Source organism: Streptomyces sp. NPDC087300 (genome assembly GCF_044744425.1).
Lineage (GTDB): Bacteria > Actinomycetota > Actinomycetes > Streptomycetales > Streptomycetaceae > Streptomyces.
The window spans coordinates 85,979-112,124 of sequence record NZ_JBIUYI010000009.1 but is presented as its reverse complement, the minus strand read 5'-3'; the positions used below and the strand labels follow the sequence as shown (position 1 = coordinate 112,124).

General features: G+C 73.4%; 23 protein-coding genes and 1 pseudogene. 10 read left to right on the top strand and 14 right to left on the bottom strand.

Translation table 11 applies throughout. The annotated features are described in order from the left end of the window. Nucleotides 1-117 precede the first annotated feature (117 nt). Nucleotides 118-1,524: an amidohydrolase gene (locus ACIO9J_RS33555; protein ID WP_402007891.1), complete on the bottom strand. Its 1,407-nt coding sequence runs from the start codon at nucleotides 1,522-1,524 to the stop codon at nucleotides 118-120. Nucleotides 1,525-1,621: 97 nt separating this feature from the next. Between ACIO9J_RS33555 and ACIO9J_RS33550 the strand changes: the two genes are divergently transcribed. Beyond that, complete coding sequence (locus tag ACIO9J_RS33550; RefSeq protein ID WP_402007889.1) at nucleotides 1,622-2,578, top strand: endonuclease/exonuclease/phosphatase family protein; 957 nt, start codon at nucleotides 1,622-1,624, stop codon at nucleotides 2,576-2,578. A gap of 89 nt (nucleotides 2,579-2,667) precedes the next feature. Here the strand turns inward: ACIO9J_RS33550 and ACIO9J_RS33545 are convergent, their stop codons facing one another. After that, nucleotides 2,668-3,708 carry a phosphatidylinositol-specific phospholipase C domain-containing protein gene (locus ACIO9J_RS33545; RefSeq protein WP_402007887.1) on the bottom strand — a complete coding sequence of 347 codons (1,041 nt, stop codon included), beginning with the start codon at nucleotides 3,706-3,708 and terminating at the stop codon, nucleotides 2,668-2,670. A gap of 200 nt (nucleotides 3,709-3,908) precedes the next feature. Between ACIO9J_RS33545 and ACIO9J_RS33540 the strand changes: the two genes are divergently transcribed. Then, nucleotides 3,909-4,448, top strand: a complete 540-nt coding sequence (locus ACIO9J_RS33540; RefSeq protein ID WP_402007885.1) for a 2'-5' RNA ligase family protein — start codon at nucleotides 3,909-3,911, stop codon at nucleotides 4,446-4,448. A gap of 227 nt (nucleotides 4,449-4,675) precedes the next feature. After that, on the top strand, nucleotides 4,676-5,164 hold the full coding sequence (locus ACIO9J_RS33535) for a DUF3574 domain-containing protein (RefSeq protein ID WP_402007883.1): 489 nt from the start codon (nucleotides 4,676-4,678) through the stop codon (nucleotides 5,162-5,164). 51 nt (nucleotides 5,165-5,215) lie between these two features. Here the strand turns inward: ACIO9J_RS33535 and ACIO9J_RS33530 are convergent, their stop codons facing one another. Both ACIO9J_RS33530 and ACIO9J_RS33525 read right to left on the bottom strand, forming a co-directional pair. After that, nucleotides 5,216-6,055, bottom strand: coding sequence for a nucleotidyltransferase domain-containing protein (locus ACIO9J_RS33530; RefSeq protein WP_402007881.1), 840 nt, complete (start codon nucleotides 6,053-6,055; stop codon nucleotides 5,216-5,218). A gap of 32 nt (nucleotides 6,056-6,087) precedes the next feature. Beyond that, nucleotides 6,088-6,531: a hypothetical protein gene (locus ACIO9J_RS33525; RefSeq protein WP_402007879.1), complete on the bottom strand. Its 444-nt coding sequence runs from the start codon at nucleotides 6,529-6,531 to the stop codon at nucleotides 6,088-6,090. 104 nt (nucleotides 6,532-6,635) lie between these two features. Between ACIO9J_RS33525 and ACIO9J_RS33520 the strand changes: the two genes are divergently transcribed. Continuing rightward, the gene (locus ACIO9J_RS33520) at nucleotides 6,636-7,235 is read left to right on the top strand and encodes a DUF4291 domain-containing protein (RefSeq protein WP_402007877.1); all 600 of its coding nucleotides are present in this window, start codon (nucleotides 6,636-6,638) and stop codon (nucleotides 7,233-7,235) included. 19 nt (nucleotides 7,236-7,254) lie between these two features. Here ACIO9J_RS33520 and ACIO9J_RS33515 read toward each other — a convergent pair whose 3' ends face one another. Next, nucleotides 7,255-8,805, bottom strand: coding sequence for an SWIM zinc finger family protein (locus tag ACIO9J_RS33515; protein WP_402007875.1), 1,551 nt, complete (start codon nucleotides 8,803-8,805; stop codon nucleotides 7,255-7,257). Beyond that, a complete protein-coding gene (locus tag ACIO9J_RS33510; protein WP_402007873.1) occupies nucleotides 8,802-11,762 on the bottom strand; it encodes a DEAD/DEAH box helicase in 2,961 nt (986 codons plus the stop codon). The genes ACIO9J_RS33515 and ACIO9J_RS33510 overlap by 4 nt, the downstream gene beginning before the upstream one ends. A gap of 229 nt (nucleotides 11,763-11,991) precedes the next feature. Between ACIO9J_RS33510 and ACIO9J_RS33505 the strand changes: the two genes are divergently transcribed. The 5 genes and pseudogenes from ACIO9J_RS33505 (at nucleotide 11,992) to ACIO9J_RS33485 (ending at nucleotide 16,435) form a co-directional block, all read left to right on the top strand. Then, nucleotides 11,992-12,945: a metallophosphoesterase family protein gene (locus tag ACIO9J_RS33505; protein ID WP_402007871.1), complete on the top strand. Its 954-nt coding sequence runs from the start codon at nucleotides 11,992-11,994 to the stop codon at nucleotides 12,943-12,945. A gap of 17 nt (nucleotides 12,946-12,962) precedes the next feature. Further along, nucleotides 12,963-14,381 carry an MFS transporter gene (locus tag ACIO9J_RS33500; RefSeq protein ID WP_402007869.1) on the top strand — a complete coding sequence of 473 codons (1,419 nt, stop codon included), beginning with the start codon at nucleotides 12,963-12,965 and terminating at the stop codon, nucleotides 14,379-14,381. After that, nucleotides 14,378-15,445: a hypothetical protein gene (locus tag ACIO9J_RS33495; RefSeq protein ID WP_402007867.1), complete on the top strand. Its 1,068-nt coding sequence runs from the start codon at nucleotides 14,378-14,380 to the stop codon at nucleotides 15,443-15,445. Before ACIO9J_RS33500 ends, ACIO9J_RS33495 begins: the two co-directional genes overlap by 4 nt. Nucleotides 15,446-15,553: 108 nt before the next feature. Continuing rightward, nucleotides 15,554-15,889 (top strand): annotated as a pseudogene (locus tag ACIO9J_RS33490) (RidA family protein); the annotation flags it as partial. A gap of 54 nt (nucleotides 15,890-15,943) precedes the next feature. Next, nucleotides 15,944-16,435 (top strand): GNAT family N-acetyltransferase, encoded by a 492-nt coding sequence (locus ACIO9J_RS33485; RefSeq protein WP_402008340.1) that lies wholly within the window; start codon nucleotides 15,944-15,946, stop codon nucleotides 16,433-16,435. A 16-nt stretch (nucleotides 16,436-16,451) separates the two neighbouring features. On the opposite strand, the gene ACIO9J_RS33480 is transcribed toward ACIO9J_RS33485, so the two are convergent. From ACIO9J_RS33480 to ACIO9J_RS33455, 6 genes are all read right to left on the bottom strand, one after another. Continuing rightward, nucleotides 16,452-17,426: a glycoside hydrolase family 6 protein gene (locus ACIO9J_RS33480; RefSeq protein ID WP_402008338.1), complete on the bottom strand. Its 975-nt coding sequence runs from the start codon at nucleotides 17,424-17,426 to the stop codon at nucleotides 16,452-16,454. Nucleotides 17,427-17,990: 564 nt separating this feature from the next. Further along, nucleotides 17,991-18,944 carry a prolyl aminopeptidase gene (gene pip / locus ACIO9J_RS33475; protein ID WP_402007865.1) on the bottom strand — a complete coding sequence of 318 codons (954 nt, stop codon included), beginning with the start codon at nucleotides 18,942-18,944 and terminating at the stop codon, nucleotides 17,991-17,993. A 25-nt stretch (nucleotides 18,945-18,969) separates the two neighbouring features. Further along, a complete protein-coding gene (locus ACIO9J_RS33470; RefSeq protein ID WP_402008336.1) occupies nucleotides 18,970-20,112 on the bottom strand; it encodes an MFS transporter in 1,143 nt (380 codons plus the stop codon). 120 nt (nucleotides 20,113-20,232) lie between these two features. Beyond that, nucleotides 20,233-21,009 carry a uracil-DNA glycosylase gene (locus ACIO9J_RS33465; protein WP_402007863.1) on the bottom strand — a complete coding sequence of 259 codons (777 nt, stop codon included), beginning with the start codon at nucleotides 21,007-21,009 and terminating at the stop codon, nucleotides 20,233-20,235. A 20-nt stretch (nucleotides 21,010-21,029) separates the two neighbouring features. After that, the gene (locus tag ACIO9J_RS33460; RefSeq protein ID WP_402007861.1) at nucleotides 21,030-22,562 is read right to left on the bottom strand and encodes a YfcC family protein; all 1,533 of its coding nucleotides are present in this window, start codon (nucleotides 22,560-22,562) and stop codon (nucleotides 21,030-21,032) included. Continuing rightward, nucleotides 22,559-23,911, bottom strand: coding sequence for a M20/M25/M40 family metallo-hydrolase (locus tag ACIO9J_RS33455; RefSeq protein WP_402007859.1), 1,353 nt, complete (start codon nucleotides 23,909-23,911; stop codon nucleotides 22,559-22,561). The genes ACIO9J_RS33460 and ACIO9J_RS33455 overlap by 4 nt, the downstream gene beginning before the upstream one ends. Before the next feature lie 136 nt (nucleotides 23,912-24,047). Between ACIO9J_RS33455 and ACIO9J_RS33450 the strand changes: the two genes are divergently transcribed. Further along, a complete protein-coding gene (locus tag ACIO9J_RS33450) occupies nucleotides 24,048-24,629 on the top strand; it encodes an RNA-binding S4 domain-containing protein (protein ID WP_402007857.1) in 582 nt (193 codons plus the stop codon). Between the two features lie 163 nt (nucleotides 24,630-24,792). Here ACIO9J_RS33450 and ACIO9J_RS33445 read toward each other — a convergent pair whose 3' ends face one another. Together ACIO9J_RS33445 and ACIO9J_RS33440 are read right to left on the bottom strand one after the other, a co-directional pair. Beyond that, the gene (locus tag ACIO9J_RS33445; protein ID WP_402007855.1) at nucleotides 24,793-25,239 is read right to left on the bottom strand and encodes a DoxX family protein; all 447 of its coding nucleotides are present in this window, start codon (nucleotides 25,237-25,239) and stop codon (nucleotides 24,793-24,795) included. Nucleotides 25,240-25,404: 165 nt separating this feature from the next. Further along, on the bottom strand, nucleotides 25,405-26,100 hold the full coding sequence (locus ACIO9J_RS33440) for a class I SAM-dependent methyltransferase (protein ID WP_402007853.1): 696 nt from the start codon (nucleotides 26,098-26,100) through the stop codon (nucleotides 25,405-25,407). Nucleotides 26,101-26,146: the final 46 nt, after the last annotated feature.

Here is a 26,146-nt window from a genome sequence, read left to right as displayed (position 1 = left end):
CCGAGGGGGTGCGCGGAACTCATCGGTTCCTGGCGGGAATTTCCGGAAAAAGTTGAGGGATTCCTTCCGTCGCAGGTCAGAGGACGCAATGCGGTACGGCGTGGGCAGCGGGGAGCCTCACGCCTCGTACTCCTGGATGCGCCTGCCGTGGCTCCGGTCGACGAGTGCGGGCAGCAGCTCCGCCAACTCGCTTACGGCGGAGGGCACGTCCACGGTCAGGAGTCGGCGGTCGCGCATCAGGACCCGGCCCTCGACGATCGTGGTGCGGACGTCGGCGGAGCGGGCGCTGTGCACGAGGGTGGCGGCGAGATCGTGCACGGGCTGGGTGTGCGGGCCCGTCAGGTCCACGAGGACGAGGTCGGCGCGGCGGCCGGGTGCGATGCTCCCGATCCGCTCGCCGAGTCCGACGGCCCGCGCGCTCTGCACGGTGGCGTGGTGCAGGGCCTGCCGGGCGGTGAGCCAGGACGGGTCCCGCGTCACGTACTTCTGGACGAGCGCGGTGAGCGTCATCGACTCCCATACGTCCAGGGTGTTGTTGGACGCCGCGCCGTCGGTGGCGAGGCCCACCGGGATGCCCGCGTCACGCAGGGCCCGCACGGGCGTGGTGTCCCAGCCGAACTTCAGATAGCCGCGCGGCGCGCAGGCCACGGCGACGCGTCCGGTGGCGCCGCGCAGCACGGGCAGGTCGCGCGCCGGGTCGAGTCCGGTGGCGTGCGCGATGAGCAGCTCGCCGTCCATGAGCCCGGCGCGGGCCAGGATCTCCAGGGGCGTGCGGCCGTGTCTGGCCAGGCTGTTGTCGGTCTGCGCGCGGTTCTCGGCGGCGTGGATGTGCACCAACAAGCCGTGTTCCCGGGCGAGTTCGGCGGTCGCGGCGAGGTCGTCGGGGTCGACGGTGTAGGGGGCGTGCGGGGCGAGGCAGGTGGTGATGCGGCCGCCCGCCGCGCCCCGCTGCCGCAGCGCGAAGTCGAGCGAGGCGGCCCGCCCCTCGGCCCCCTGCGAGCTGAAGTACGCCTGGCCGAGCACGGCCCGCAGCCCGGTCTCCTCGGTGACGGCGGCCACGGTGTCCATCGCGAAGTAGTGGTCGGCGAAGGTGGTGACGCCGCCGCGGATCATCTCGGCGCAGGCGAGGCGCGCGCCGAGTTCGACCACGCGCTCGGTCAGCTGTGACTCGATGGGCCAGATCCAGTCGTTGAACCACTCCTCGGCCGGCAGGTCCTCCGCGATGCCGCGCAGGGCCACCATCGGCGTGTGCGTATGGCAGTTGACGAGGCCGGGGAGCGCGACGGTGCCGCGTCCTTCGACGCGTTCGCGCGCTGCGAGACCGGCCGCTTCGAGAGCCGCCGTCCGGGCCGCGTCCGTGACGGCGACGACCACTCCGTCGCGTACGAGGACCGAGGCGTCCTCGACGAAGGAGACCTCTCCCTCGGAGTCGTGCGTCAGGACCGCGTCGCAGCCCGTGACGACGAGGTCGAAGGGGCCCTGGGAGACCAGTTCCGCGGGGCCTTGTGCGGGAGGCGGCGTCATCTCTTCAAGGTAGCGGGAGTGCGCGCCCGGCCACTCTGTCGCACGGGCGGATTCGCGGGCACGCTGAGTTCAGGCAGCGCACGGCAAGGAGTCGGCCATGATCATCGGCACCTGGAACCTGGAGAACCTCTACCGTCCCGGCGGCCCCTTCGGCCCCAAGGACAAGACGGCGTACGAGACGAAGCTGGCCTCGCTCGCGGCGACGATCACCGCGTTGCAGCCGCAGGTGCTCGCCGTGCAGGAGGTCGGCGATCCGGCCGCCCTCGACGATCTGGCCGCGCTCCTGGAGGGCAGCTGGCACGTCACGCTCTCGGAGCACCCGGACGACCGGGGCATCCGGGTCGGCTTCCTCACCAGCCTGCCGGTCTTCGTCGTCGCCGACCGGGCCGCCTTCCCCGACCGGCTGCTGCCCGTGCAGAGCGACGACTCGGGCAGGACGGTGGCGCGGGCGGGCCGCGGGGTGCTCGCGGTGACGGTGTCGACGCGGGCGTTCTTCTTCGACGCGGTGGTCTGCCACCTCAAGTCGAAGCTGCTCTCCTACCCCGGCGGCCGTTTCCAGCCGCACGACGAGGGCGAGCGCGCGCGGTACGGGGCGTACGCCCTGAACCGGCGCACGGCCGAGGCGACCGTGGTGCGCGCCCTCGCCGACGAACTGCTGAAGGGCGACGGCCGCGAGCACGACGTGGCCGTGTTCGGCGACCTCAACGACGAGGTGGGCGCCGCGACGACCCAGCTGCTGCTCGGCCCGCCCGGCTCCGAGATCGGCACGCCCGGCTACGACCACCCCGACAAGGGCGACGCGGCGCGGCTGTGGAACGTGGCCCCGCTGATCCCCGCCGAGCAGCGCTTCTCGCGCATCCACGCGGGCCGCCGCGAACTCATCGACCACATCCTGATGAGCCGCGGCCTGCTCGACCACGTCCGCTCGGCGGGCACGGGCGCGACGGGCGCTTCGTCGGCGGCGCTGCCTTCGGTCGCGGACGAGGATCCCGCGGTGCGCAGGGACGCGGCGGGCTCGGACCACGCGCCGGTGTGGGCGCGGATCCAGCCCTGAGCGGGTCCTGGCCGGGAGCCCTGCGCGGTCCTGGCCGGGAGCCCTGCGCGGTCCCGGCCTGAGCGCTCCTGGCCGGGCGGGCGCCTACGTCACCCCCTGGGCAGCACCATCGACAGCACGCCCGGCAGCGGTGTCCAGTCGGCCGACACGATGCTGGCGTGCCGCCCGGCGAGCAGGGCGACCCGCTCCCTGGCCTGCGCCTCCGTCGGACTCGTGCCGTCGATGGCGGGGGCCACCTTGTGGGCGTCGGTCATGACGACGAGATAGCGCCGGTCCGCGTACCACCGGGTGTCGATGCCGCCGCCCGCGTACGCCGACGCGTCCCCGTCGAACAGCACGAACCACGGCCGGATCGTGGCGTCCGCGTACCGCCCGCGCGGATCGCCCGCCTCGGCGCCGAGCACGGCGGGGAAGGCGGCGGCGTCGCCGAGCCGCCCCTTGCCCGCGAGGTCGCGCAGATGGGTGGCGTACTCGCGGTCGGTCCACAGGGTGTCGAGGGGGTTGCCCTGCTCGACGGTGCCGGGGATCAGCTCGACGACGAACTTCCCGGCGAGCTCGGCGCGGCCCGGCCAGCCCTTGGCCCGTACGGCGTCGTCGAGGGTGGCGTGCCCCTCGGCCAGCTGTCCGGGCCGGTAGACGGCGTCGCCGAGCTCGCTCTTCAGGAGCGCGTCGAGCTCGGCAGGCCCGCGTCCGTTGCGCGCCTGGAACCCGTCCTTCATCTCGACCTTGAGGAGGATGGGCCGGTGCCCGGGATGGGCGTCGTGCCAGCTGCGCATGTCCTGGAGGCACCCGGCGAGGCTCTGGTTGCGCGGCTTGGTGCGGAGCTCCGCGGGGCTCTGGGCGTTCTCGCAGTTGTTGTCGTTGCCGAGCGGATTGCTGTGCGAGACGCGCCAGCCGCTGCCGAACACATTGGTCCACACGTCGAGTTCGAGCATCCCCGCGCCCGAGTCGAGCGCGTCGGCGAAGTACGGGTACTTCGCCTTCTCGTACGCGTTGTGCACGCCGACGCCGGTGGTGGCGGAGTACGCGGAGCCAGGCGCGGGATCGTCGGCCGCGGAGTCCGCCGCGGCGCCGGGGGACGCCGACGCCGCGCCGCCGAGGGCGACCCAGCACATCAGGGCCCCCGCCATCAGCCCGCCCACACCTCTGCGCCGCACCATCACACCGACCACCCCTCGCTCACCGGACCAAGTCCCCCGCAAGGTAAGGGAGTCGAGTGACGCGAGGGAAGACGGCGGCTTACGGCCACGGGTGGGGTCGGAGCGTGCCCGGGGGGGGCATGGCACGATGGCGGGCCCTGCGAGCCCCGTGGAAGGAACCGAAGGAACCGATGGACGACGGCTGGCCCGACCGCCCCGGCGACACCGCCCTCACCCTCCGGATCCCCGAGGCGAACCCGCTGATGAGAGCGGAGTTCCCGGCCCATGTGACCGTGCTCTATCCGTTCCTCAACGCCTCGCGCCTGACCCCGTCGACGGACCGCGCCCTGGCCTCCCTCTTCGCCGGGCACGCCCCCTTCACGCTCAAGTTCCTGGAGTTCCGCCGCTACCCGGGCGTGCTCTACCTCCCGCCCGACCCCGCCGAACCCGTCCGCGCCCTCACCGCGTCCCTCACCGCACGCTGGCCGGAAGCGGTCCCCTACCGGGGCATCTTCACCCCGCCCCTGGCCCCGCACCTGACCCTCGCGAACCACGAGGGCCCGGACACGTACGAGGCGGCGTACGACGCCCTGGAACAGGAACTCGCCCCGCGCCTGCCGCTCGTCAGCCAGGTGGACACGGTCCGGCTGATCGTGACGGACGGGCCGGGGGCGGGGTGGCGGGACCTCACGTCGTACCGGCTGGGCGGGGAGCCGGACCGCGCCGCGTGACGGACGCACCGCACTGCGCCGGACGCGGCGCACCGTGACGGACCCCGCGCACCGTAACGGGCGTACGAAGCGGGCATGAATCCCCCGGGCGGGAATCAGGCCAAACCACCGGAAGCGGGGCGGAGGCGCTGTCCGTGTCCGCTACGGTTTGCCGCCGTTATGGGTCTGCGACCCCCGCACGCGCGGGGGTCGACCGCCTCGCACCCCCACCGAAAGGGATCCGCCCCGTGGCTCTCACCCTCTCCCGCATCTCCCGCACCCGCCTCGCCGTGGCCGGCGCCGTGACGGCGGTTCTCGCGGTCGGCGCACCCGCCGCGTACGCCTCGCTGGACGACGGATCGGCCCCGTCGTCCCCGGCCGCGTCCACCACGACGGCCACCCGCGGCAAGCCCTTCCACGAGACCCGCCTCTTCTTCGGCACCGAACGCCCCGACGGCGGCCCCGCCGTCACCGACAAGCAGTTCATGGCCTTCATCGACAAGGAAGTGACGCCGGGCTTCCCCGACGGCCTGACCATCCAGGACGGCCGCGGCCAGTGGCGCGACTCCAACGGCAAGATCGAACGCGAACGCTCGTACGAGCTGATCCTCCTGTACCCGACCACCGAGGAGCGCAAGCGGGACGTACAGATCGAGGAGATCCGCAGCGACTACGAGAAGGCGTTCGCGCAGGATTCGGTGGCGCGGCTGGATGAGCGGACTCGGGTGGACTTCTGAGCGGTTGCCGGTGCGGGGCGGATCGGTGAGCGGATCCGGGCGCGCGGCGGGTCAGTGATCCGCGTCGGCCGTGGCCGTGGTCGTCGCCGTGATCGTGATCGTCGCCGTGGCCGCTGCCACGGCCGCCTCGATCAGCTCGGTCGCCTCGGTGAGCGCGGCGGCGAGGGCACGCGGGGCGTCGTCCCCCGCGGCCGTCGCGAGCGCCGCGAGGACGTCGTCCACGCCGCGCAGCCCGCCCCTCTCCAGAAGCCTCTTCTCATTGGTCACCCACTCGCCCCGCGCCGCGAGCACCGCGTGGCCCGCCTCCACCGCGGCGACGGCGAGGGCGCCCGCGACCTCGGTGCGGTGGCCGCGCGGGGCGTTGTTGGCGCGGGCGTACGCGAGCCGCATCCGGGCCCTGCCGAGCCAGACGCCGGGCGCGGCGGCGCGCAGTGCGGCGGGGTAGTCCGGTCGGGGCAGTTCGCCGTGCAGTACGCGGTTGACGCCGAGCTCGGCGACGAGCAAGTAGCTCGGGATTCCCGCGAGATGGAACATCAGCGGCTCCCAGCGGAAGCGCCCCGCCTCGGCCTCGGCGAGCTCGCGTTCGACGACGTCGAGGTCGCGGTAGTGCACGTCGACGCTCCGGCCGTCGACGGTGAGCCACGCACCGCCGTTGAAGACACCGCCGCCCCACTCCCCGAGCCCGAACACCTCGCCCTCCCAGCCGACCGCGCGCAGCTCGTCGGGGTCGAACGCGGTCCCGCGGTAGTACACGGCCGTGTCCCAGTCGCTCTCGGGGGTGTGCGTGCCCTGCCCGCGCGAGCCGCCGAGGGTGACGGCACGCACCCCGGTCAGCGCGGCGAGCCGCTCGGCGACATGGTCGAGGAAGGCTTCGTCGGTCATCGCGTGCATGGGTGACTGTCCCGTCGGTACCAGTGGTCGCCTCAGTCGGTGCGACCGATGTTCTGGGCCTGGATCACCGTGCCGTGGAACTCCCCGCCACTGAGGTGATTGCTGTTGTTGTAAGTGACACCGCCCACGGCGGCCCCACCCTCCCCCTCTTCCAACTCGGCGAGCAGAGCGCGGAGTTCGACGACCGCCTCGGGATCGGCGGCGAGCCTGCGCCGGAGCCGCGAGCGCCACTCCGTGCGCACGTCGTCCGCGATCTCCTCGTCCCCGCTGTCCCGCGCGGCCACGACCTCGGCACGGGCCTCTTCGAGCTCCCCGACCAGAACCTCGTCGTCGACGTCACCGCTGCCGCCGCTGCCCCCGTCCCGGGAGAAGAGCGCCGCGACCCCGTCCCGCGCCCGCGTCCACCCGTCGGTCACCATCTGCTGCACGAGCGCCGTCGCTCCGGCCGCCGCCAGAGCGGTCAACTCAGCGTCCACGAGGCCTCCTTCTCCGCCACATCCCCATCCAAAGGCCTTCACCGTAACGCGACCGGCCCGCAATTCAGTGGCGTGCCCCCCGCAGGACCCCGCACGCTGACCTCGTGAACACCCGCACTCCCAGCCACCAGATCCGCGCCCGGCACACCGAATCGACGATCACGGTCTACCAGGCGTACGCCCCTGAACTCGGCGTCCCCGCAGCCCGCGCGGGCCGCTTCCCCGCCGCCTGGAAGCGGGACCGCATGACGTGGATCAAGCCGTCCTTCCTGTGGATGATGTACCGCTGCGGCTGGGCGACGAAGGAGGACCAGCAGACGGTCCTCGCCGTCGAGATCACCCGGGAGGGCTTCGACTGGGCCCTGAGCCGGGCCTGCCTCTCCCACTACGCCCGCGGCGTCCATCCGGACCAGGCGTCCTGGAAGCGCGCCCTGAAGCAGGCCCCTTCCCGAGTCCAATGGGACCCGGAACGCGACCTCCACCTCGCCCCGCTCCCCCACCGCTCCCTCCAACTCGGCCTGACCGGCGACGCGTCCCGCCGCTACGCCGACGAGTGGACGGTCTCGATCACGGATGTCACGGACCTGGCTCACGAGATCCACGCGCGCGTACGGGCCGACGACCTCACGGAGGCGCGGCGGTTGCTGCCGGAGGAGCGGGTGTATCCGACGGCCGACAGCGCGCTGACGCATCTGCGCGCCTGAGGACTCCGCCAGAAGGGCCCTAGTCCTCCCACTCCTCGATCACTCCCGCCAACGCCCCCACCGGATCCACGTCCGCCGCCCCCTCCGGCCACCAGTCATCGCCGCCCGGCTCGCTGCGGTACGCGTACCAGCGGCCGTCCTGGCCGTAGCGGAGTTGGAGGGTGCCCTCGGCGTTGGTGAGGTGGTTGCGGTGGATCGTCATGCGCGGGAGGTCCGCCGCGACCAGGGCGCCGCGGGCCCGGTCGAAGGGGCCCGCCGGGGGGTCCCAGGGGGATTCCAGGGTCGCCAGGCCGTCCTCGGCTCCCTGGCGCCAGGCCGCCGCCGCTCGGGCCAGTTCCTTGGGGGTGTGGTCCACCGAGGTCGCCAGTTCCGTGAACTGGCGGCTGAAGGTGCGGCGGCCCGTCAGGCCGGGGTGGGAGGCCGCCAGGCGCACCGCGTCGTGCCAGGGTTCCATCGCCGAGGGGAAGGGGTCCGCGCCCGTCAGCAGGTACGCGTGGGCACGGGCCGCCGTGTCCGTCACCAGGAACTCCAGCGCCATCGGGTCCGGGGCCCCGGGAGTCGCCGGGAGGACAGGGGGTTCGCCCGGGTGGGACGGGGGTGCCGGTGGGGGCGGGAGCGGAGGGCGGTACGTCGACGCCAGGGCTTCTCGGGCCAGGGTGCCGGGGAGTGGCGCCGGGCCCGTGGGAGGGGTGGGGGCGTCGGGAGGGGTGGGTTCCGTAGGGGAGGCGGGCTCGGTAGGGGAAGCTGGTTCGGTGGGCAGGGCGGGAGTTGAGGGCTGCTCGGGCTCGGCCCGTTGCCCAGGCTCAGACGGTGGGGGCGGCTCGGACGGCGTGGCGAGGGGCGTGGGGGCGGTCGGGGACTGTCCGGGGTTCCCCGTGGGGTGGGCCCGGACGTCGCCGCCGCCCGCCAGGGCCTCCCGCGCCGCCTCCTGCGCGTTGCGGTGGGCCAGTTCGTCGAGGAGGTCCGCCTCCTCGCCGCCGCGCATCAGGAAGAGTACGAACGGGTCCGCGTCCAGGAGACGGGCCGTCTGGTAGGTGAGGGCGGCCGCGTGCTTGCAGGGGTTTCCTCGGTCGGGGCAGCTGCAGGACGGGGCCAACTCGCGGCCTGCGGGGAGGAGTTGCACCCCGGCCCGCTCCGCGGCCGCCGCCAGCGAACGCGGCATGTCCTTGTCCAGGAGCGCCGCGATGTGCGCGGGGTCCGCGGCCACCACGTCCAGGAAGCGGGCCCAGTCCTCGGGGGTGAGCGTGCGCAGGCGGAGTTCGGCGCGGTACGGGCGGGGGCGGCTGCCGTGGACGTACGCGACGATGCGGCCGGGGGCCACCGTGATCGTGTCCACCGAGCCCTCGCGGGCGTACGTGCGGCCGCGGGCCAGGCGGGCCTGGTCGAGGGCGGTCTCCTCTAGGGCGCGGATCCACGCGTTGCCCCACCAGGTCGCGGCGAACGGGGCCTCGGGGTCGGTGTGCGCGGGCAGCGCGGGGAAGACGCGGCCGCTGCCCATGCGGCTCGTCTCGCTCATTCCGCTGGCCCAGCCGAGGCCGTGGCCGCGGCGGGTGCCGTCTCGCCGGTTCACATCGTCCTCCTCAGTGCCACCAGGTCCGACAGTTCCGCGTCCGAGAGTTCGGTGAGGGCCACATCGCCGCCCTCGCCGAGCACCGCGTCCGCCAACGCCTGTTTCGCCGCGAGGAGTTCGGCGATGCGGTCCTCCACCGTGCCCTCCGTGATCAGGCGGTGCACCTGGACCGGCTGGGTCTGGCCGATGCGGTAGGCGCGGTCGGTGGCCTGTTCCTCGACCGCCGGGTTCCACCAGCGGTCGTAGTGGATGACATGGCCCGCCCGGGTCAGGTTCAGGCCCGTGCCCGCCGCCTTCAGCGAAAGGAGGAAGACCGGGACCTCGCCCGACTGGAAGCGGTCCACCATCTGTTCGCGCCGCGCCACCGGCGTTCCGCCGTGCAGGAGTTGGGTGCCGATGCCCCGGGACGAGAGGTGCGCTTCGAGGAGCCGCGCCATCTCCACGTACTGCGTGAAGATCAGGACGGCGCCCGCGCTCTCCGACTCGGTGAGGATCGTGTCGAGGAGTTCGTCGAGGAGTTCGAGCTTGCCCGAACGGTCGGGGCTCGCCCCGCCGTCCTTCAGGTACTGCGCCGGGTGGTTGCAGATCTGCTTCAGCGCCATCAGGAGCTTCATCACCAGGCCGCGCCGCGCCATGCCGTCCGACGCCTCGATGCGGGCGAGCGTCTCGCGCACCACCGCCTCGTAGAGCGAGGCCTGTTCGCGGGTGAGGGTGACCGGGTGGTCCGTCTCCGTCTTCGGCGGGAGCTCCGGGGCGATGCCGGGGTCCGACTTCTTGCGGCGCAGGAGGAAGGGCCTGACCAGGCGGGAAAGGCGGGTCATCGCCTCGTCGTTCTCGGCGTACTCGCCGCCCTCCGCCAGGCGCGCGTACCGGGCGCGGAACGCCTTGAGGGAGCCGAGCAGGCCCGGCGTCGTCCAGTCGAGCAGGGCCCAGAGTTCGGAGAGGTTGTTCTCGACGGGCGTGCCGGTGAGCGCCACGCGGGCCTGGGCGGGGATCGTGCGGAGCGCCTTCGCCGTCGCCGCGTGCGGGTTCTTGACGTGCTGCGCCTCGTCGGCGACCACCAACCCCCAGGCGTGGCCCGCCAGTTCGGCGGCACTGGTGCGCATCGTGCCGTACGTCGTGAGGACGAAGCCGCCGGTCAGGCCGGCCAGCGTGCGGGCCGTGCCGTGGAAGCGGCGCACCGGCACGCCGGGCGCGAAGCGTTCGATCTCGCGCTGCCAGTTGCCGAGCAGCGAGGCCGGGCAGACCACGAGGGTCGGCGCGCCGCCACCCCGCACCGCCGCCCGGTCGTCCCGCACCGCCGCCCGGTGCAGATGCAGGGCGATCAGCGTGACCGTCTTGCCCAGGCCCATGTCGTCCGCGAGACACCCGCCGAGGCCGAGCGACGTCATGCGGTCCAGCCAGGCCAGGCCCCGGAGTTGGTAGTCGCGGAGCGTCGCCGTGAGGCCCGGCGGCGGCGCGATCTGCGCCGGTTCGGCGGCCAGCCGCTCGCGCAGTCCGGCCAGCGCGCCGACCGGCACCGCGGGCACCGGACGGCCCTCCACCTCGGCCGTGCCGGTGAGTGCGACGGACAGCGCGTCCAGGGGGTCGAGCAGGCCGAGGTCCCGCTTGCGCGCCTTGCGGACGAGCTCGGGGTCGACGAGCACCCACTGGTCCCGCAGCCGCACCACGGGACGGTGGGACTCGGCCAGTTCCTCCATCTCCGCCTCGGTCAGCGTCTCGCCGCCGAGCGCCAACTGCCAGCGGAATTCGAGGAGTTCGTCCGTCTTGAAGAAGTCGAAGTTGTCGGCGGCCGTGCCGGGCGCGGGCCTGACCACGGCCGTCGCGGTCAGCCCGCGCGTCAGCTCCTTGGGCCAGTGCACGGCGACGCCCGCCGCGCCGAGCCGGGTCGCCGCGGGGCCGAGGAGGTCGTTCAACTCCTCCTCGTCCAGGGGCAGTACGTCTGGCCGCGGGCGGCCGAGGAGCCGGGCGAGCGGCGGCCACACGCGGGCCGCGCGGCGGATCGCGAGCAGCGTGTCGACACGGGCCCGGGGCCCGAAGTGGTCGGCGCCCGACGACCAGAGCAGCGCGGCGTCCGTGACGAGCGTCGGGTCGGCGAGGCTGTGCACCTGCACGACGGCGGCCGCGGGGCTGGCCACGGCCGAGCGCGGGACCCGCTCCCCCTCGACGCCGGATTCGGCACTCCCCGCGGGATCCGCCCCGTCGAACACCTCGTGCGTACGCAGGTCGAGCCGCAGCGACACCCGCACCCCCGCGTCCACCCCGGCCGCGACCTCCGCGGCCCACGCGTGCGCGGCCGGGCCCCGCAGCCGCTGGGGCGCACGGGCCGCGAAGGGCGCGCCGACCGCGTACGCCGCGGCGGGGGTGCGCGGCAGGACGTCCACGACCGCGTCGACGAAGGCCCTGACCAGCGCGAACGGCTCCGGTACGAGCAGCGGCGCGCTCCCCGGCAGCGGCACCGCGTGCGCCTCGGCGGGCAGCGCGGCGGCGATCCCGCGCAGATACGTCACGTCCGACTCGTCCAGCGGCCCCGCCCGCCACGCGTCGAGGTCCCCCGCGGCCAGTCCGGGCAGCAGCCGACCGCGCGCCGCCAGGTGCAGCGCGTGCCGGGCCGCGGCGGCCCAGCAGGCCCCGGTGGGGTGCGGGCGCGCGGTGCGCAGCAGGAGCGGGACGGCGTCGGCCACCGGCAGCAGCAGCGCGGGGACGGTGCGGGCCCGAGCACCCTTGCCGTGCTTGCGCACGACGGTGAGCTCTTCTTCCCGTACGACGGGGAGCCCATCTCGTACGACAGGGAGCCCGTCCCGTACGACCGGGAGCCGCTCCCGCACCGCGGCGAGCCCCTCCCCCCAGAAGGCGACCCGCCCCTCCCTCGGCACCTCCCCCGGCAGGAAAACCGCAGCGCAGCCACGCACCAGCGCCTCGGCGGCCGCAGGTTCCGCCGTCCCGTCCGCCGCCATCGTGTTCAACCTCTGTTCGGCTACCGCTCAGCCTCTGCTCGTTCTTCGCACGCCACCCTAGGCCAGACTCGGGCGGCCCCTTCCGGTCGCCGGGCGCACCCCGGGTAGGAAAGTTTCCTAACAATAATCGACCCACCTTCTTGACGCGGTCATGCCGCATCGCCAGGATGCCTCGGGACGGCCCCGCACCACCCCCACCGGCACCCCCCAGCCGATCTAGGAGACGGACATGCCGCCCACCCCCCGCACCACGAATCCCCGTGCCCGAAAAGCCCGTTGGGGCATCCCCGTAGCGGCGGGCGGTGCGCTCGCCCTGGTCGGCGGAGTGCTCCTCTGGTCGCCCGCGGGAGAGGCCGACGCCAGCCCGAAGGCCGCGCCGAGGGCCGCCTTCACCGCGGTCGCCGCCGGTGACATCGCCGAGCAGTGCACATCGAGCAGCAGCAGCTGCAAGCACCCGAAGACGGCGGCCCTGGTCAAGCAGATCAACCCGTCGTTCGTGATGACCATGGGCGACAACCAGTACGACGACGCACGCCTGAAGGACTTCCAGAAGTACTACGACAAGTCCTGGGGCGCCTTCAAGAGCAAGACCAAGCCCGTCCCCGGCAACCACGAGACCTACGACCCGGACGGCTCGCTCAAGGGCTACAAGTCCTACTTCGGGTCCGTGGCCTACCCCGACGGCAAGAGCTACTACAGCTACGACCAGGGCAACTGGCACTTCATCGCGCTCGACTCCAACAGCTTCGACGACGACGAGCAGATCGACTGGCTGAAGGACGACCTCGCCGCCAACTCCAAGAAGTGCGTGGCGGCGTACTGGCACCACCCCCTGTTCTCCTCGGGCGAGCACGGCAACGACCCGGTGAGCCGCCCGGTGTGGAAGCTGCTCTACGACAACAAGGCCGAGCTGGTCCTGAACGGCCACGACCACCACTACGAGCGGTTCGCCCCGCAGAACCCGGACGGCAAGGCCGACTCCAAGGGCATCGTCGAGCTGCTCGGCGGCATGGGCGGCGCCAACCCGTACGACATCGAGGAGGTGCAGCCCAACAGCCAGAAGCGGATCACCGACACCTTCGGCGTCGTCAAGCTGAACTTCACCGACACCGGCTTCTCCTGGAACCTGGTGGCCACGGACGGGTCGACGAAGGACACCAGCCCGTCCTACGAGTGCCGCTGATCGAATAGGGCGAGCCCATGTATCTGGCCTCCACCGGCGCGGTCGCCAAGACCGCGCGGGGCGGCGAGGGCGACGGCACCGAAGCGGGCGTCAGGGCCGAGGAGGCGCCGGAGGAACGGACGGGGGCGCGGCGCGGCCGCGTCGCCGGTCCCGTCCTCGCCCTCGGCGCCGTCAGCCTCGTCACCGACATCTCGTCCGAGATGGTCACCGCCGTCCTGCCGCTCTACTTCGTCCTCCAACTCGGCCTGTCCCCCCTCCAGTTCGGCTTCCTCGACGGGCTCTACAACGGCGTGACCGCCCTGGTGCGGCTGGCCGGCGGCTACGCCGCGGACCGCGGCGGCCGGCACAAGCTCGTGGCGGGCGGCGGCTACGCCCTCTCCGCGCTCTCCCGGCTCGGCCTGCTGCTCGCGGGCGGCGCCACGGCGGGCATCGGCGCGGCGCTCGCCGCCGACCGCATCGGCAAGGGCGTGCGGACCGCGCCGCGCGACGCGCTGATCTCACTGAGCAGCCCGCCCGACGCCCTGGGGCGCGCCTTCGGCGTGCACCGGGCGATGGACACCACGGGCGCGCTGCTCGGGCCGCTCGCCGCGTTCGCGCTGCTGTGGGCGACCGCGGACGCGTACGACGCGGTGTTCGTGGTCAGCTTCTGCTTCGGGCTGCTCGGCGTACTGATGCTGGTGGCGTTCGTGCCGAACCATCCGCACCAGTTCGACGGGGCTCCGGCCACGACTCCCGCCGGGGCACCGGGCACGGCTCCCCTCGCGGCACCGGGCACGGCTCCCGCCGGGGCGGCGGCCACCGCTTCCACCGAGGCACTGGCCACGGCTCCCGCCGCGGCACCGGCCGAGCCGCCCGGCAAGGCCCTCGACCTGCTGCGCGTCCCCGCCTTCCGGCGGATCCTCGGTGCCGCCGCGCTGCTCGGCGCGGCCACCATCGGCGACGCGTTCCTCTATCTCCTCCTCCAGCGGCGGCTCGACTTCGCCGTCTCGTGGTTCCCGCTGCTCCCGCTCGGCGCCGCCGCGGTCTATCTGCTCCTCGCGGTGCCCGCGGGACGGCTCGCCGACCGCACAGGGCGCCGGGTGCCGTTCCTCGCCGGACACGCCGCGCTGCTCGGCGGCTACGTCCTGCTGCTCGCGCCCACCGAAGGATGGCCCCTGCTCATCGGCGTCCTGCTGCTGCTCGGCGTCTTCTACGCCGCGACCGACGGCGTCCTGATGGCCCTGGTCACCCCCGTCGTGGCCCGCGAACGCCGGGCCAGCGGCATGGCCGTGCTCCAGACGGGCCAGGCGCTCGCCCGGCTCGTCGCGGCCGCCGGGTTCGGCGCCGCGTGGACGCTGTGGGGCGTGGGGCCCGCGCTGACCTGCGCCTGCGTCGCGCTCGGCGCGGCGCTCGCCGGGGCGGCCGTCCTGCTCCCCCGAACCGAGAGGCAGACATGACCTCGCTCCCCTCCGCAGGACCGCGGTCGCTGCGCGCCCGGATCGTCGCCGTCGCGGTGGCCGCCGCCGTCCTCGCGGGCGTCGGCGTCGCGTACACCCTGCACGCGGCAGGCCGCGCCCCGGCGGCCGACGCCGCGTCGGAGTTCGGCCTCGACCGCGGCCACCTCTACTTCCGCAGCACCGAGGCGGGCGCGGGCCGGGTCGCCCGCCTGCCCGCACCCGGCGAGGCGGCCCGCGGGACCGGGACCGCCCGCACCGCGGCCACCTCGCGCAAGGACTCCCGCACGGACTCCCGCACCACCGGAGGCCCCACCTGCGAGCGCTTCTACGCCGCCGCGGGCACCGGCCTCTGTCTCCAGCGCCGCGCCGGGATCCCGCCCAGGTCGTACGCGGTCGTCCTGGACGGCCACCTCCGCGAGAAGCGCCGCATCGCGCTCACCGGCATCCCCAACCGGGCGCGGGTCTCGGCGTCGGGCCGGATGCTGTCCTGGACGATGTTCGCCACCGGCGACTCCTACGCGGGCTCGTCCTTCTCCACCCGCACCTCGATCCTCGACACCCGCACCGGCTACCTGATCAAGAACATGGAGGAGATCCCCCTCACCATCGACGGCCGCCGCTACCACGCGCCCGACGTCAACTACTGGGGCGTCACCTTCGCCGAGGACGACAACCGCTTCTACGCGACCGTCTCCACCAAGGGCAAGACCTACCTCGTACGCGGCGACATGAAGAAGTGGGCCGCGACCGCGCTGCGCACCAACGTCGAATGCCCCTCTCTCTCCCCCGACAACACCCGCATCGCCTTCAAGAAGCGGGTGCGCAAGGGGACTCAGGACCCGTGGCGGCTGTACGTCCTCGACCTGCGGACCATGCGGGAGCACCCGCTGGCCGAGCGGCACAGCGTCGACGACCAGGCCGCCTGGCTGGACGACGGCACCCTCGCGTACGCCCTGCCGGGCAAGGACGGGCGCAAGCAGGACATCTGGTCGACGCCCGCCGACGGCTCGGGAGAGCCCACCCTCCGCGTACCGGGCGGGAGTTCACCCGCGGCGGTGCGCTGACCCGGCCGTCCCCACGCGCCAAGTCCCTTGCCCCTGCCCGCCTGCACGCCTGGACCCTTATACGAAATTGAGGTGCGCCCGCCGCCCGGCACCCCCCACGATCGGCACATGACCATCGACCGGACCGTCGTACCGACCCTCTTCCCGCCTCCCGGATACGCCCACGCTGCCGTCGTCGAAGCCGGCACCCGCCTCGCCTTCATGGCGGGTTCCGTGCCGCTCGACCCCGAGGGCAAGCTCATCGGCGAGGGCGACGTCGCCCGCCAGACCGAGCAGGTGATCGCCAATCTCGACGAGGCGCTGCGCGCGGTCGGCAGCGACCTGTCGCAGGTCGTGGCCAGCACGGTCTACGTGGTCAGCACCGACCCCGGCCCGCTGAGCGAGGCGTGGGAGGTCGTCCGCAGGACCGACCTGCACGCCGGGCCGCACACGTCCACGCTGCTCGGCACGGCCTGCCTCGGCTACCCGGGCCAGCTGGTGGAGATCACCGCCACCGCGGTGGTCCCCGAGCCGTCCCCGGCCCCGGAGCCGGCCGCCGCCGCGGAGCCGGTCACCCTGCGCGTGGCGACCGAGGACGACGGCGCGGCCGTCGCCGAGGTCTATCTGCGCTCCTTCGACGCCGCCCTGCCGACCGTGCGCAGGGCCCACCCCGCGGCGGCGGTACGGGAGTTCTTCGAGCACGTCGTCGTACCGCGCGGCAGTACCTGGATCGCGGAGGCCGGGGGCGAGACCGTCGGCATGATGGTGCTGGAGGACGACGAGCTGAGTCAGCTCTACCTCGCCCCCGCATGGCGGGGGCGAGGCATCGGCGACCGCTTCGTGGCCCTGGCCAAGGAGCAGCGCCCGGCCGGGCTCTGGCTCCGTACGTTCCAGGTCAACACCCCGGCACACCGCTTCTACGAACGCCACGGCTTCGCGGTGACGGAGCGGACGGACGGCTCGGCCAACGAGGAACGCGAGCCGGACATCCGCTACGACTGGCGCCCCTAGCCGCCGGTCTGTGGCCCTAACCCCGGGCCCTGCTAGCGAGCCCCAGCGCGTACTGCGGCCACCACTGCCCGGCCCGCGGCCCGCCCCTGCACGTCCCGTCGGACTCGCCGGGCCGCTTGATCCACAGATAGGCGTCGAGCGCGGGGACGCCGGTGCGTGCGGTGGGCGGGGTGCCGAGCGCGCGGCCCGGCGGATTGCACCAGGCGAGGCCGCCCCGGAACGGGCCGTTGCCGTTGCGGCTGCTGTCGACGACGAAGTGCTTGCCGCCGCCGAGCACCCTGGCCAGCCGGTGCCCGTAGTCCGAACTCACCTTGTCGGTCTGGTAGTTGGACACGTTGAGCGCGAAGCCGTCGGCCGTCGCGATGCCCGCCCTGCGCAGCGGGGCGACCAGCCGGCGCGGGTCGGGGATCCAGCTGGCGTTGCCCGCGTCGAGGTACACCTTCGTGTGCGGCTGGCGCTTGAGGCGCTGGACCGCGTGGGCGAGCAGGTCGTAGCGCTCGCGCGCGTTCACTCCGGGGCACCCCGCCACCAGGTGCGGGACGGCGTCCGGTTCGACAATCACGTACGCTCCCCGGTTGCCGATCCCCCGGGCGACTCCGTCGATCCACCGACGGTACTGGGCGGCGTCGCGGGCGCCGCCCGACGAGTAGGCGCCGCAGTCGCGGTGCGGGATGAAGTAGGCGACGAGGACCGGGGTGCGCCGCGCCCTGGCGGCCGCGCCGACCTGCGAGCGGACGACGGATTGCGCGCCGTCCGTGTTGAGCCAGACGGCCTGCGGGCGCCCCGCGATGCGCTGGATGAGACGGGCCTGCGCGGTGCGCCCCTGCCGCCGCCAGGTGGCGGCCTGCCGGGCCGCGGCGCTGGCCGGATCGACCCAGAAGACGGGCGCGGCGGCGGCAGCGGCGGGCGCGGGTGCGGGCGCCTCCCCCGAACCCGCGGCCTCCCCGCAGCCGGTGGCCGCCGTGCCGAGGAGCAGCGCGGCGAGAAGCAGGGTCCGGGAGAGGCGGGAGACCCCCGGCGGACGTGACGTGCGGGAAGTGCGGGAAGTACGTGCCGGGCCGCCGCGAGAGGGACCGCGGAGGAGGAGGCGACGGGAGGACGGCTGGGACACCGGGGCGGCTCCAGGGCTCGACACCGGACGGGCCCGGCGCGTTCCCCGGAGTCTGCGACGCCCCCACCACCCCGAAGGCCCGTCCCCCGCCGGGTCGACGGCAGTTCACCCCGTAAATCACTCCGACGGCGGCGGGTTCGCGTGCGCGGCGGGAGCGGAGCGTGGGCGGGCTCCTCAAGTTCGTTCCCTCGGCGGGGGTTTGGCGGGGGTGTTGGGAGGGGGGAGGTCGCTATCGCGTGCGTGGATGGGGGGCTGGCCCGTCCGGTGGCATTCCGGGCCGGCCGGATGCAACTCAGCCCGTCCGGCGCTTGAGGACGAACTCGGCGAAGCCGGTGACAAACACCAGCCCCGGGAAACGTCAGCCCGACCAGCCGCATTCCAGCCCGTCCGGCGCCTGAGGACGAACTCGGCGAAGCCGGTGACAAACACCAGCCCCGGAGGACATCAGCCCACCCGGTACCGATCAGTAACCGCCACCAGCTCCCCGGCGACCCCCGTCGCCCCCGCGTTGTGCCCGGCAAGGTCGACAAGAACCAACTCACTGTCCGGCCACGCCGCCCGCAGCCGCCACGGCGTGCCGACGAGGTTCCCGAAGTCCAGGCTCCCCTGCACCATCACCCCCGGAATCCCCCGGAGGGACCCCGCGTCGCGCAGGATCACCTCGTCCCCGCCCAGCCAGTGGTCATGGGCGAAGTAGTGCGTGACCGTACGCGCGAACCCGGCCCGGAACGCCGCGTCCTCGTAGCGCGGCACGGACCTCGGCGGAGCCGGTACGCAGGCCGTCTCCCAGTCCGTCCAGGCGCGCGCGGCCCGCGCGCGGACCTCGGGGTCCGGCGATTCGAGGAGGCGGTGATAGGCCGCCGCGAGGTCCCCGTCCCGCTCCTCCTCCGGCAGCACGGACCGGAACGCCTCCCACGCCTCGGGGAAGATCCGGCCGAGCCCCCGCGTCAGGAGGTCCACCTCGGCGCGGCTGCCCGTGGCGATGCCCGTGAAGACCAGTTCCGATACGCGGTCGGGATGCGTCTGCGCGTACCGGAGCCCCAGGACCGACCCGAAGGAGACGCCCCACACCAGCCAGCGCTCGACGGCCAGATGACGCCGGAGCAGCTCCAGGTCGGCGAGCAGATGCTTCATCGTGTTGACGCTCATGTCGGTCGCCGGGTCGCTCGCGTGCGGCGTGGACCGGCCCGCGCCGCGCTGGTCGAGCAGGACGATCCGGTAGGCGTCGGGGTCGAAGTACCGGCGGAAGAAGGGAGTGCAGCCCGAGCCCGGACCGCCGTGCAGCACCACCGCGGGCTTGCCGTGCGGGTTGCCGCAGACCTCCCAGTACACGCGGTTGCCGTCACCGACGTCGAGCATGCCGCTGTCGTAGGGTTCGATGTCCGGATAGAGGCCCATCGCGGCACCCTAACGCGGCCCCGGGTCAGTCCGCCTTCGCGTTTCGCATCCGCCCGTAGGCGTACACGCAGCCCGCCAGCGCCAGGTCGGAGAGCAGCATGAAACCGATCGAGTACGAGTCCTTCGCACTGTAGATCGCACCCATGACCAGCGGCGGGACGAAGCCGCCGAGCCCGCCCACCGCGCCCACGATGCCCGTCACCGAACCGACCTGCGGCTGCGGGGTGACCTGCGCGACGAGCGCGAAGACGCTGCCGCTCGCGGTGCCGAGGCCCGCCGCCATCACCAGGAAGCTGAGGGTGCCCACCGGGTTCAGTGTCGGGTCGAAGGCCTGGACGACGGCGAAGAGCGCGACGACCGCGAGCGAGTAGGCGGTGACCGTGGCCGGGTGGATCCGGTCGGAGAGCCAGCCGCCGATGGGCCGGAAGATGACGGTGACCAGCGCGAATCCCGCCGCCTTGGTCCCGGCGTCGGTGGGCGACAGGTCGTACCAGGTCTTCAGGTAGGTGGGCAGGTACACGCCGAAGGCGACGATGCCGCCGAAGCCGATCGCGTACAGCGCGGACAGCTCCCAGGTGACCCGCAGCCGCCCCGCCTGCCCGAGCCTGCTGCCCAGCGACGTGGTGGGCACGGGCCGGTCGGGGCGGTCGCTGATGAGGAAGACGGCGAGCACCGCGAAGGCGGCGAGGGCGATCGCCACGACGACGTAGGGCAGGTTGTCGCCATGCTCGGCGATGCGCGGCGTGAAGTATCCGGAGAGCGCCACACCGCCCATGCCCATCCCGAAGACGCCGATGGCGAAGCCCCGGTGGGCGGGCGGGAACCAGGAGTTGACCAGCGGGACGCCGATCGCGAACGTCGTCCCGCCCAGGCCGAGCAGGAAGGCGACGGCGAGCATCGCGCCGTAGCTGCCTCTGGCCGGGATGATCAGCAGCACCGGGACGGTGGTGAGCGCCGAGATCAGCGGGAACATCAGCCGGGCGCCGTAGCGGTCGGTGAGCGCGCCGACCGGGACGCGGCCCAGCGAGCCGACGATCACGGGCACGGCGACGAGCAGCGACTGCTGGAAGGAGCTGAGCCCGAGCCGGTCCTTGAAGTCGCTGCCGAGCGGCGCGATCAGGTCCCAGGCCCAGAAGGTCAGCGTGAAGCCGATGGTGGCGACGATCAGATTGCGGTACGCCGCGCCGGGCGGCCGGTCCTTCGCGGCCCGTGGGGCGGGCGGGGTCCCCGCGGCCGAGGTGCCGGACGGGGCCGCGGGAGGCTTGGCTTCGGAGTCCACGCCTCCACGCTAGGAAGAGTCGCCGCCCGGGGCCTGATCTGCTGCTCCGTCCGGTCGCGGGCCCGCCGCCGCGGCCGCGTCGCGCAGTACGTCCCGCAGCATCGCGGGGGTGAGCCGGCCGGTGAACGTGTTGCGCTGGCTGACGTGGAAGCAGCCGAAGAGGTCCAGGGGTGCGGCGCCGCCGTCCAGGGTGACCCGCGCGCCGTGCCCGAACGCAGGACGGGGCCGCGGCACCGTCCAGCCCGCCTCGGCGAACGCGGGCAGCGCGGCCTGCCAGCCGAAGGCGCCGAGCACGACCACGGCCCTGAGCCGGGGCGCGAGCAGCCGCAGCTCGCCCACCAGCCAGGAGCGGCAGGTGTCGCGCTCCTCCGGGGTCGGCTTGTTGGCGGGCGGCGCGCAGTGCACGGGTGAGGTGATGCGGGTGCCGTACAGGGTCAGGCCGTCGTCGAGGCTCTCGGCGGTGGGGCGCGATGCGAGGCCCACGTCGTACAGCGCCCGGTACAGGACGTCTCCCGAGCGGTCGCCGGTGAACATGCGCCCGGTGCGGTTGGCGCCGTGCGCGGCGGGCGCGAGGCCGATGACGAGGAGGGACGCGTCGTGCGGGCCGAAGCCGGGCACCGGCCGCCCCCAGTACTCCTGGTCGGCGAAGGCCGCGCGCTTGGCACGCGCGACCTCCTCGCGCCAGTCGACGAGCCGGGGGCAGGCGCGGCAGTCCACGAGCCGCGCGTCGAGCTCGCCGAGCCCGTCCGGCTCCTCGCGTCCGTCCCGTCCGCGCCGACCTGCCATGCCTCCCACCGTACGCACGCTCAGGTCACCGCGGCCCCCAGCGCCACGAATCCGCAGATCAGCACGAACAGGATCGCGAGCAGCGGCCAGACGAACCGCAGGTACCTGTCGTAGCCGACCTTCGCCAGCGCCACGCCGCCGATGGTCACCGCCGTCGTCGGCACCCACAGGTTCATCCAGCCGCTCGCCGCCTGCCAGGCCGTGACGACGACCGCGCGCGAGACCCCGGCGAAGTCGGCGAGCGGCGCGAGGATCGGCATGGCGAGCGTCGCGTGCCCCGAGGTGGAGGGGATCAGGAAGGCGAGCGGCAGGTTCACCACGAAGACGATGACGGCGAAGATCCCGGAGGAGGTGCCCTTGACGATGCCCTCGATGGAGTGGAGCACGGTGTCGGTGATCTTCGAGTTGTTCATGATGGTCGTGACGCCGCGGGCCAGCAGGATGACGAGCGCGGGCGAGACGAAGTCGGCCGCGCCCTGGATGATCGTCGAGCTGAGCTTCTGCTCGCCCATCCGCGCGACGACCCCGACCAGGACCGCCGCGCAGAGGAAGAGCGCCGCCAACTGCGGGAAGGACCAGCCGAGTTCGAACCCGTAGGGCCGCGCGTCCGCCTTGCCCGTGAGCGCGCTCGACCAGGGCACCACCGAGAAGATCATGAAGGCGAAGACGAGCGCCGTGACGACGAGCACCGCCTTGTGCAGCCGGGTGAGCCCCGGCACCTCGGCCGCCTCCGTCGCCGACTGCTCCCGGTCGCCCGGCAGGAACCCGGAGAGGGAGCGCTCCGGATCCTTCCGTACGCGCTTGGCGTACCGGATGACGTACGCGATGGTCACGCCGGTCAGCACGAACCACATGGCGAAGCGCAGCACGATGCCGTCGCCGAGCGAGATGTCGGCGGCGGACGAGGCGACGCCCGTCGCGAAGGGGTTGACCGTCGAGCACAGGACGCCGACGCCCGCGCCGAGGATGATCGCGCCGACCGCGGTCATCCGGTCGTACCCGAGGGCGAGCATCAGCGGCACGATCAGGCCGTAGAAGCCGAGGGTCTCCTCGGCGAAGCCCTCCACCGTGCCGAGTACGGAGAAGACGGCCATGACCCCGGCGATCAGCAGCGCCCCGCGCTCGCGAAGGCGGTGCGCGAGCCGCCCGATGCCGCGGTCCAGGGCGCCGGTCGCGAAGACGACGGTGATGAAGGAGCCGATGGCGAGGACGAAGAGGAAGACGCCCGCGCTGCCGTACAGCGCGCCGACGTTGTCCGGCGCGACCAGCGACGTCTTCTCGTCCTGGATGCCGTAGAGGCCGTTGACCGGGGAGAGGAAGAGGTCGTTGAGGCGGTCGACGAAGGACTGCCCGGAGTCGACGCGGTGGTAGGTGCCCTCGACGGGGGCGCCGGAGTCGTTGCGGTCGTACTGCCCGGAGGGGACGAGGAAGGCGAGCAGCCAGACGGCGACGGTGACGATCGCGAGGACGGTCAGGGCGCTGGGGAAGGTGAACTTCCCCTTGCGCGGCGGTTCTTCGGCGCCGGTCTCGCGCTCCGCCTCCGTAGTGCTCACGCGCCGTCTCCCGCCCCGTGGTCCGCCGCGAACTCACGGACGAAGGCGCACATCGCGACGACCGTGTTGCGCAGCTCGGAGAAGAGGACGCGCTCGTTCGGGGCGTGCAGATTGCACATGCTGTCCTGCGCCCCGAAGAGCAGCACCTCGGCGCCGGGCGCCGCCTTCGCCAGGCCGTTGACCAGCGGGATGGAGCCGCCGGTCGCGACGTACGAGGCGTCCTCGCCCCAGCCCTCCCTCAGCGCGGCGAGCGCGGCACGGTAGGCGGGTCCGCCGGTGGCGGCCTCGTAGCCGGGCCCGGTGTCGCCGGGCGTGACGGTGAGCGGCACCCCGAACGGCCTGAGCGACCGCAGGTGGTCGACGAGCCTGCGCTGCGCCTCCTTCGCGTCCTGACGCGGATGGAAGCGGAGGTTCAGCTTGGCGCGGGCGTGCGGGACGACGGCCGACGCCGCGTGCTCGACGCTCGGCGCGTCCAGGCCGATGACGGTGATCGCGGGCCCGCTCCAGAGCCGTTCGCCGAGGCTGCCGCTGCCGATGAGCGGCACGCCGTCGCGCACTCCCGCGAGATCGCGGAACTCCTCCTCGGTGTACGTCGTCCCGCCCCACTCCTCGCGCCGCAGCCCCTCGACCGCGACGTCCCCGTGCACGTCGTGCAGCGTGCCGAGCGCCTTGAGGAGCACGAGGAGCGCGTCGGGCGCGGCGCCCCCGAACTCCCCGCTGTGGCGCGGCTCGTCGAGCGTCCTGACCTCGACGACCACCTCGCAGGCGCCGCGCAGGCCGGTGGTGAGGGTCGGGGTGCCTGGCCGGAGGTTGCCGAGGTCGGCGATGACCATCGCGTCGCACGCGAACCGCTCGGGATCGCTGGGCGGATAGTCGTCGAAGGCGCTGCCGTACTCCTCCTGGCCCTCGATGACGATCTTGATGCCGACCGGCGGACGGCCGCCGTACGCCCGCAGCATCCCGAGGTGCGCGATGACGTTCGACTTGTCGTCCGCGATGCCGCGGGCGCGCAGTCCGCCCTCGACCGGGGTCGGCTCGAACGGCGGCGACTTCCAGAGCGCCTCGTCGCCGGGCGGCTGGACGTCGTAGTGGCCGTAGAGCAGGACGGTAGGGGCCTCGGGGGTCGGGGGCAGGATCTCGCCGTAGATCACCGGGGCGGTGTCGGGCAGGTCGAGACGCTCGACGTGCGGGACTCCGGCGTCCCGCAGCAGCCCGGCCAGCAGGTCGTGCGCCTCCTCCACCGGCTCCGCGGGAAAGCCGGGGAAGGAGATCGACGGGATCGCGGCGAGCCGTTCGAGGTCGGCGCGCAACCCGTCCATCAGACCGTCGACAGTGGCTTCGAGCTTCATGGGCAGCACCCCTGGGAGTCGTTTCCGGACCGTTTTGTCGTGATGGGTCCGAATTATCGGCGGCGGGGGTCAGCGGTTTCCGGACGGCTCGCCGGGAGCCGGCGATGCCGCTCCGCGGCCGGACTAAGGTCGGTGCATGGCTTCGGAGACTTCAGGCGGTGGCGGAAAGGGCGGCGCGCCGGGCGAGATCCCGCCGGGGAACGACGCCGCGGGCGACGGTCCGGCGACGGGCGGCGCCGCGGGCGGCACCGTCGGCGGGAGCCCGGCGGGGAGCGGCACCACGGGCAAGGACCCGGCCGGAAACGGCGCTTCGGGCAAGGGCGCAGCGGGCGGCGACCCGGCGGGCGGCGGGACCGTACGCATCGACAGCTGGATCTGGTCGGTCCGGCTGACCAAGACCCGCTCCAGCGGCGCGGCCGCCTGCAAGGGCGGCCATGTGCGGGTCAACGGCGAACGCGTCAAGCCCGCCTACGGCGTGCGCGTCGGCGACGAGGTGCGGCTGCGGCAGGCGGCGGGCCGGGAGCGGATCGTGATCGTCAAGCGCCTGATCCGCAAGCGGGTCGGGGCGCCGGTCGCGGTGGAGTGCTATGTCGACAACAGCCCACCGCCGCCGCCCCGCGAGGCGGTCGCGCCCGCGGGCGTACGGGACCGGGGCACCGGCCGTCCGACGAAGCGGGACCGCAGGGAGATGGAGCGGTTGCGCGGCGCGGAGGGCTGAGGCCCGGGGCGTACGCGGGCCATGGCGGGCTATGGACGCACGGGGAGGTCCCTGCAACGGGCCGTTCCGCACGGCCTGTTGCAGGGACCTCCCCGCGAGCCGCACCCGGCGGCGCGGAGCACAGGGCCCGGGGGACGGGGCCCGGAGCCCGAGGGCCCGGGGCTCACGAACGGCCGCGGAGGCGGGCGATCAGCGCGACCGTCTGGTCGCGGCGCGCCCAGGCGATCCAGGCGAGCGGCAGGATCAGGACCAGCGGCGTGGCCGCGTTCTCCCCGCCGAACACGGTGACGGTCACGGTGAACGCGCCGATCATCAGACCGACGAACGCCGTGGCGGCGAGCGAGGACAGCAGCGGGATCAGCAGCGCGATGCCGCCGAGCAGTTCGAGGGCGCCGATGGTGTACATGCCGGGTGCGCCCCAGCCGAGCTTGTCGAAGGACTCGACGGCGGTCGGATGCGCGATCAGCTTGGGCACGCCGCTCGCGACGCCGAAGAACACGGCCAACAGCACCTGGAGGGTGCGCAGCGTGATGCGCGAGGCACGGCCGCGAACGGGGGTCCCGGTGCGGGTGGTGGTGGCTGCTGCGGCGGTCGTGGCGGTGGCGGACATGGTGTCTCCTCGGTGCGCGGGGTTCGTCGTGCTGTCACAGAGGTAGACAGGGCCGGTGCGCGGAACTCATCGCTTCCGCGCGGGAATTCGCCGACCAAATCGAAAATCCTGCGCTCCGGCACTTCGTACTCCCGTGCTCCCCTGCTTGCGCACTCCGGTGCCGCCTCACCCCACGACCGGCACCGCCCGCACCCACGTCCCGTCGTCCGTCAGGTACTTGTCGACCTTCAGGCCCGCCTCCGCGAGGACCTCCTCGAACTGCTCCGTGCTGAGCGGGCGGGCACGGAACGTCTGGGTCCAGACGGCGTCGGGGAAGACGTACTCCGCGCCGACCTCGTTCACGCCGTCGCCGACGGGCTCCGCCGACAGGATCCGGACGGTGTAGCCGCCCGGATCGACGCGCTCCCTGGGCAGGTTCGTGTGGTAGTCCGCGCCCTCCCGCTGGATCAGCACGCAGCCGCCGTCCGTGACATGGCTCCGGCAGGCCCGCAGTATGCCGCGCCGCACCGCCGCGTCCCCGTTGTGCACCAGGAACGACGCGAGCATCACCACGCCGAACCTCTCGTCCAGGTCCAGCTTCTCGATGGGTCCGTGGACCGTGCGCACCCCGCCGTCGAGCGCGGCGACCTTCTCCAGCATCTCGGCCGACTCGTCCACGGCCGTCACCCGGAATCCCCGATCGAGCAGCGGCCGGGTCACCCGCCCCGCGCCGCTGCCCAGTTCGAGGATGTGCGCCCCGGCAGGCACCGCCGCCGCGATGACATCGGGCTCGTCCCCGACGGAAAGACGCGCGTACAGCTCCACCGCGCAGCCGTCCGGCGTGATCGCGCCGGGGCCCGTCCCCTCGTATCCCTCACGCATCTCCACACTCATGCCCCGCCAACGAAGCGCCCCGACCGCCCGTTCC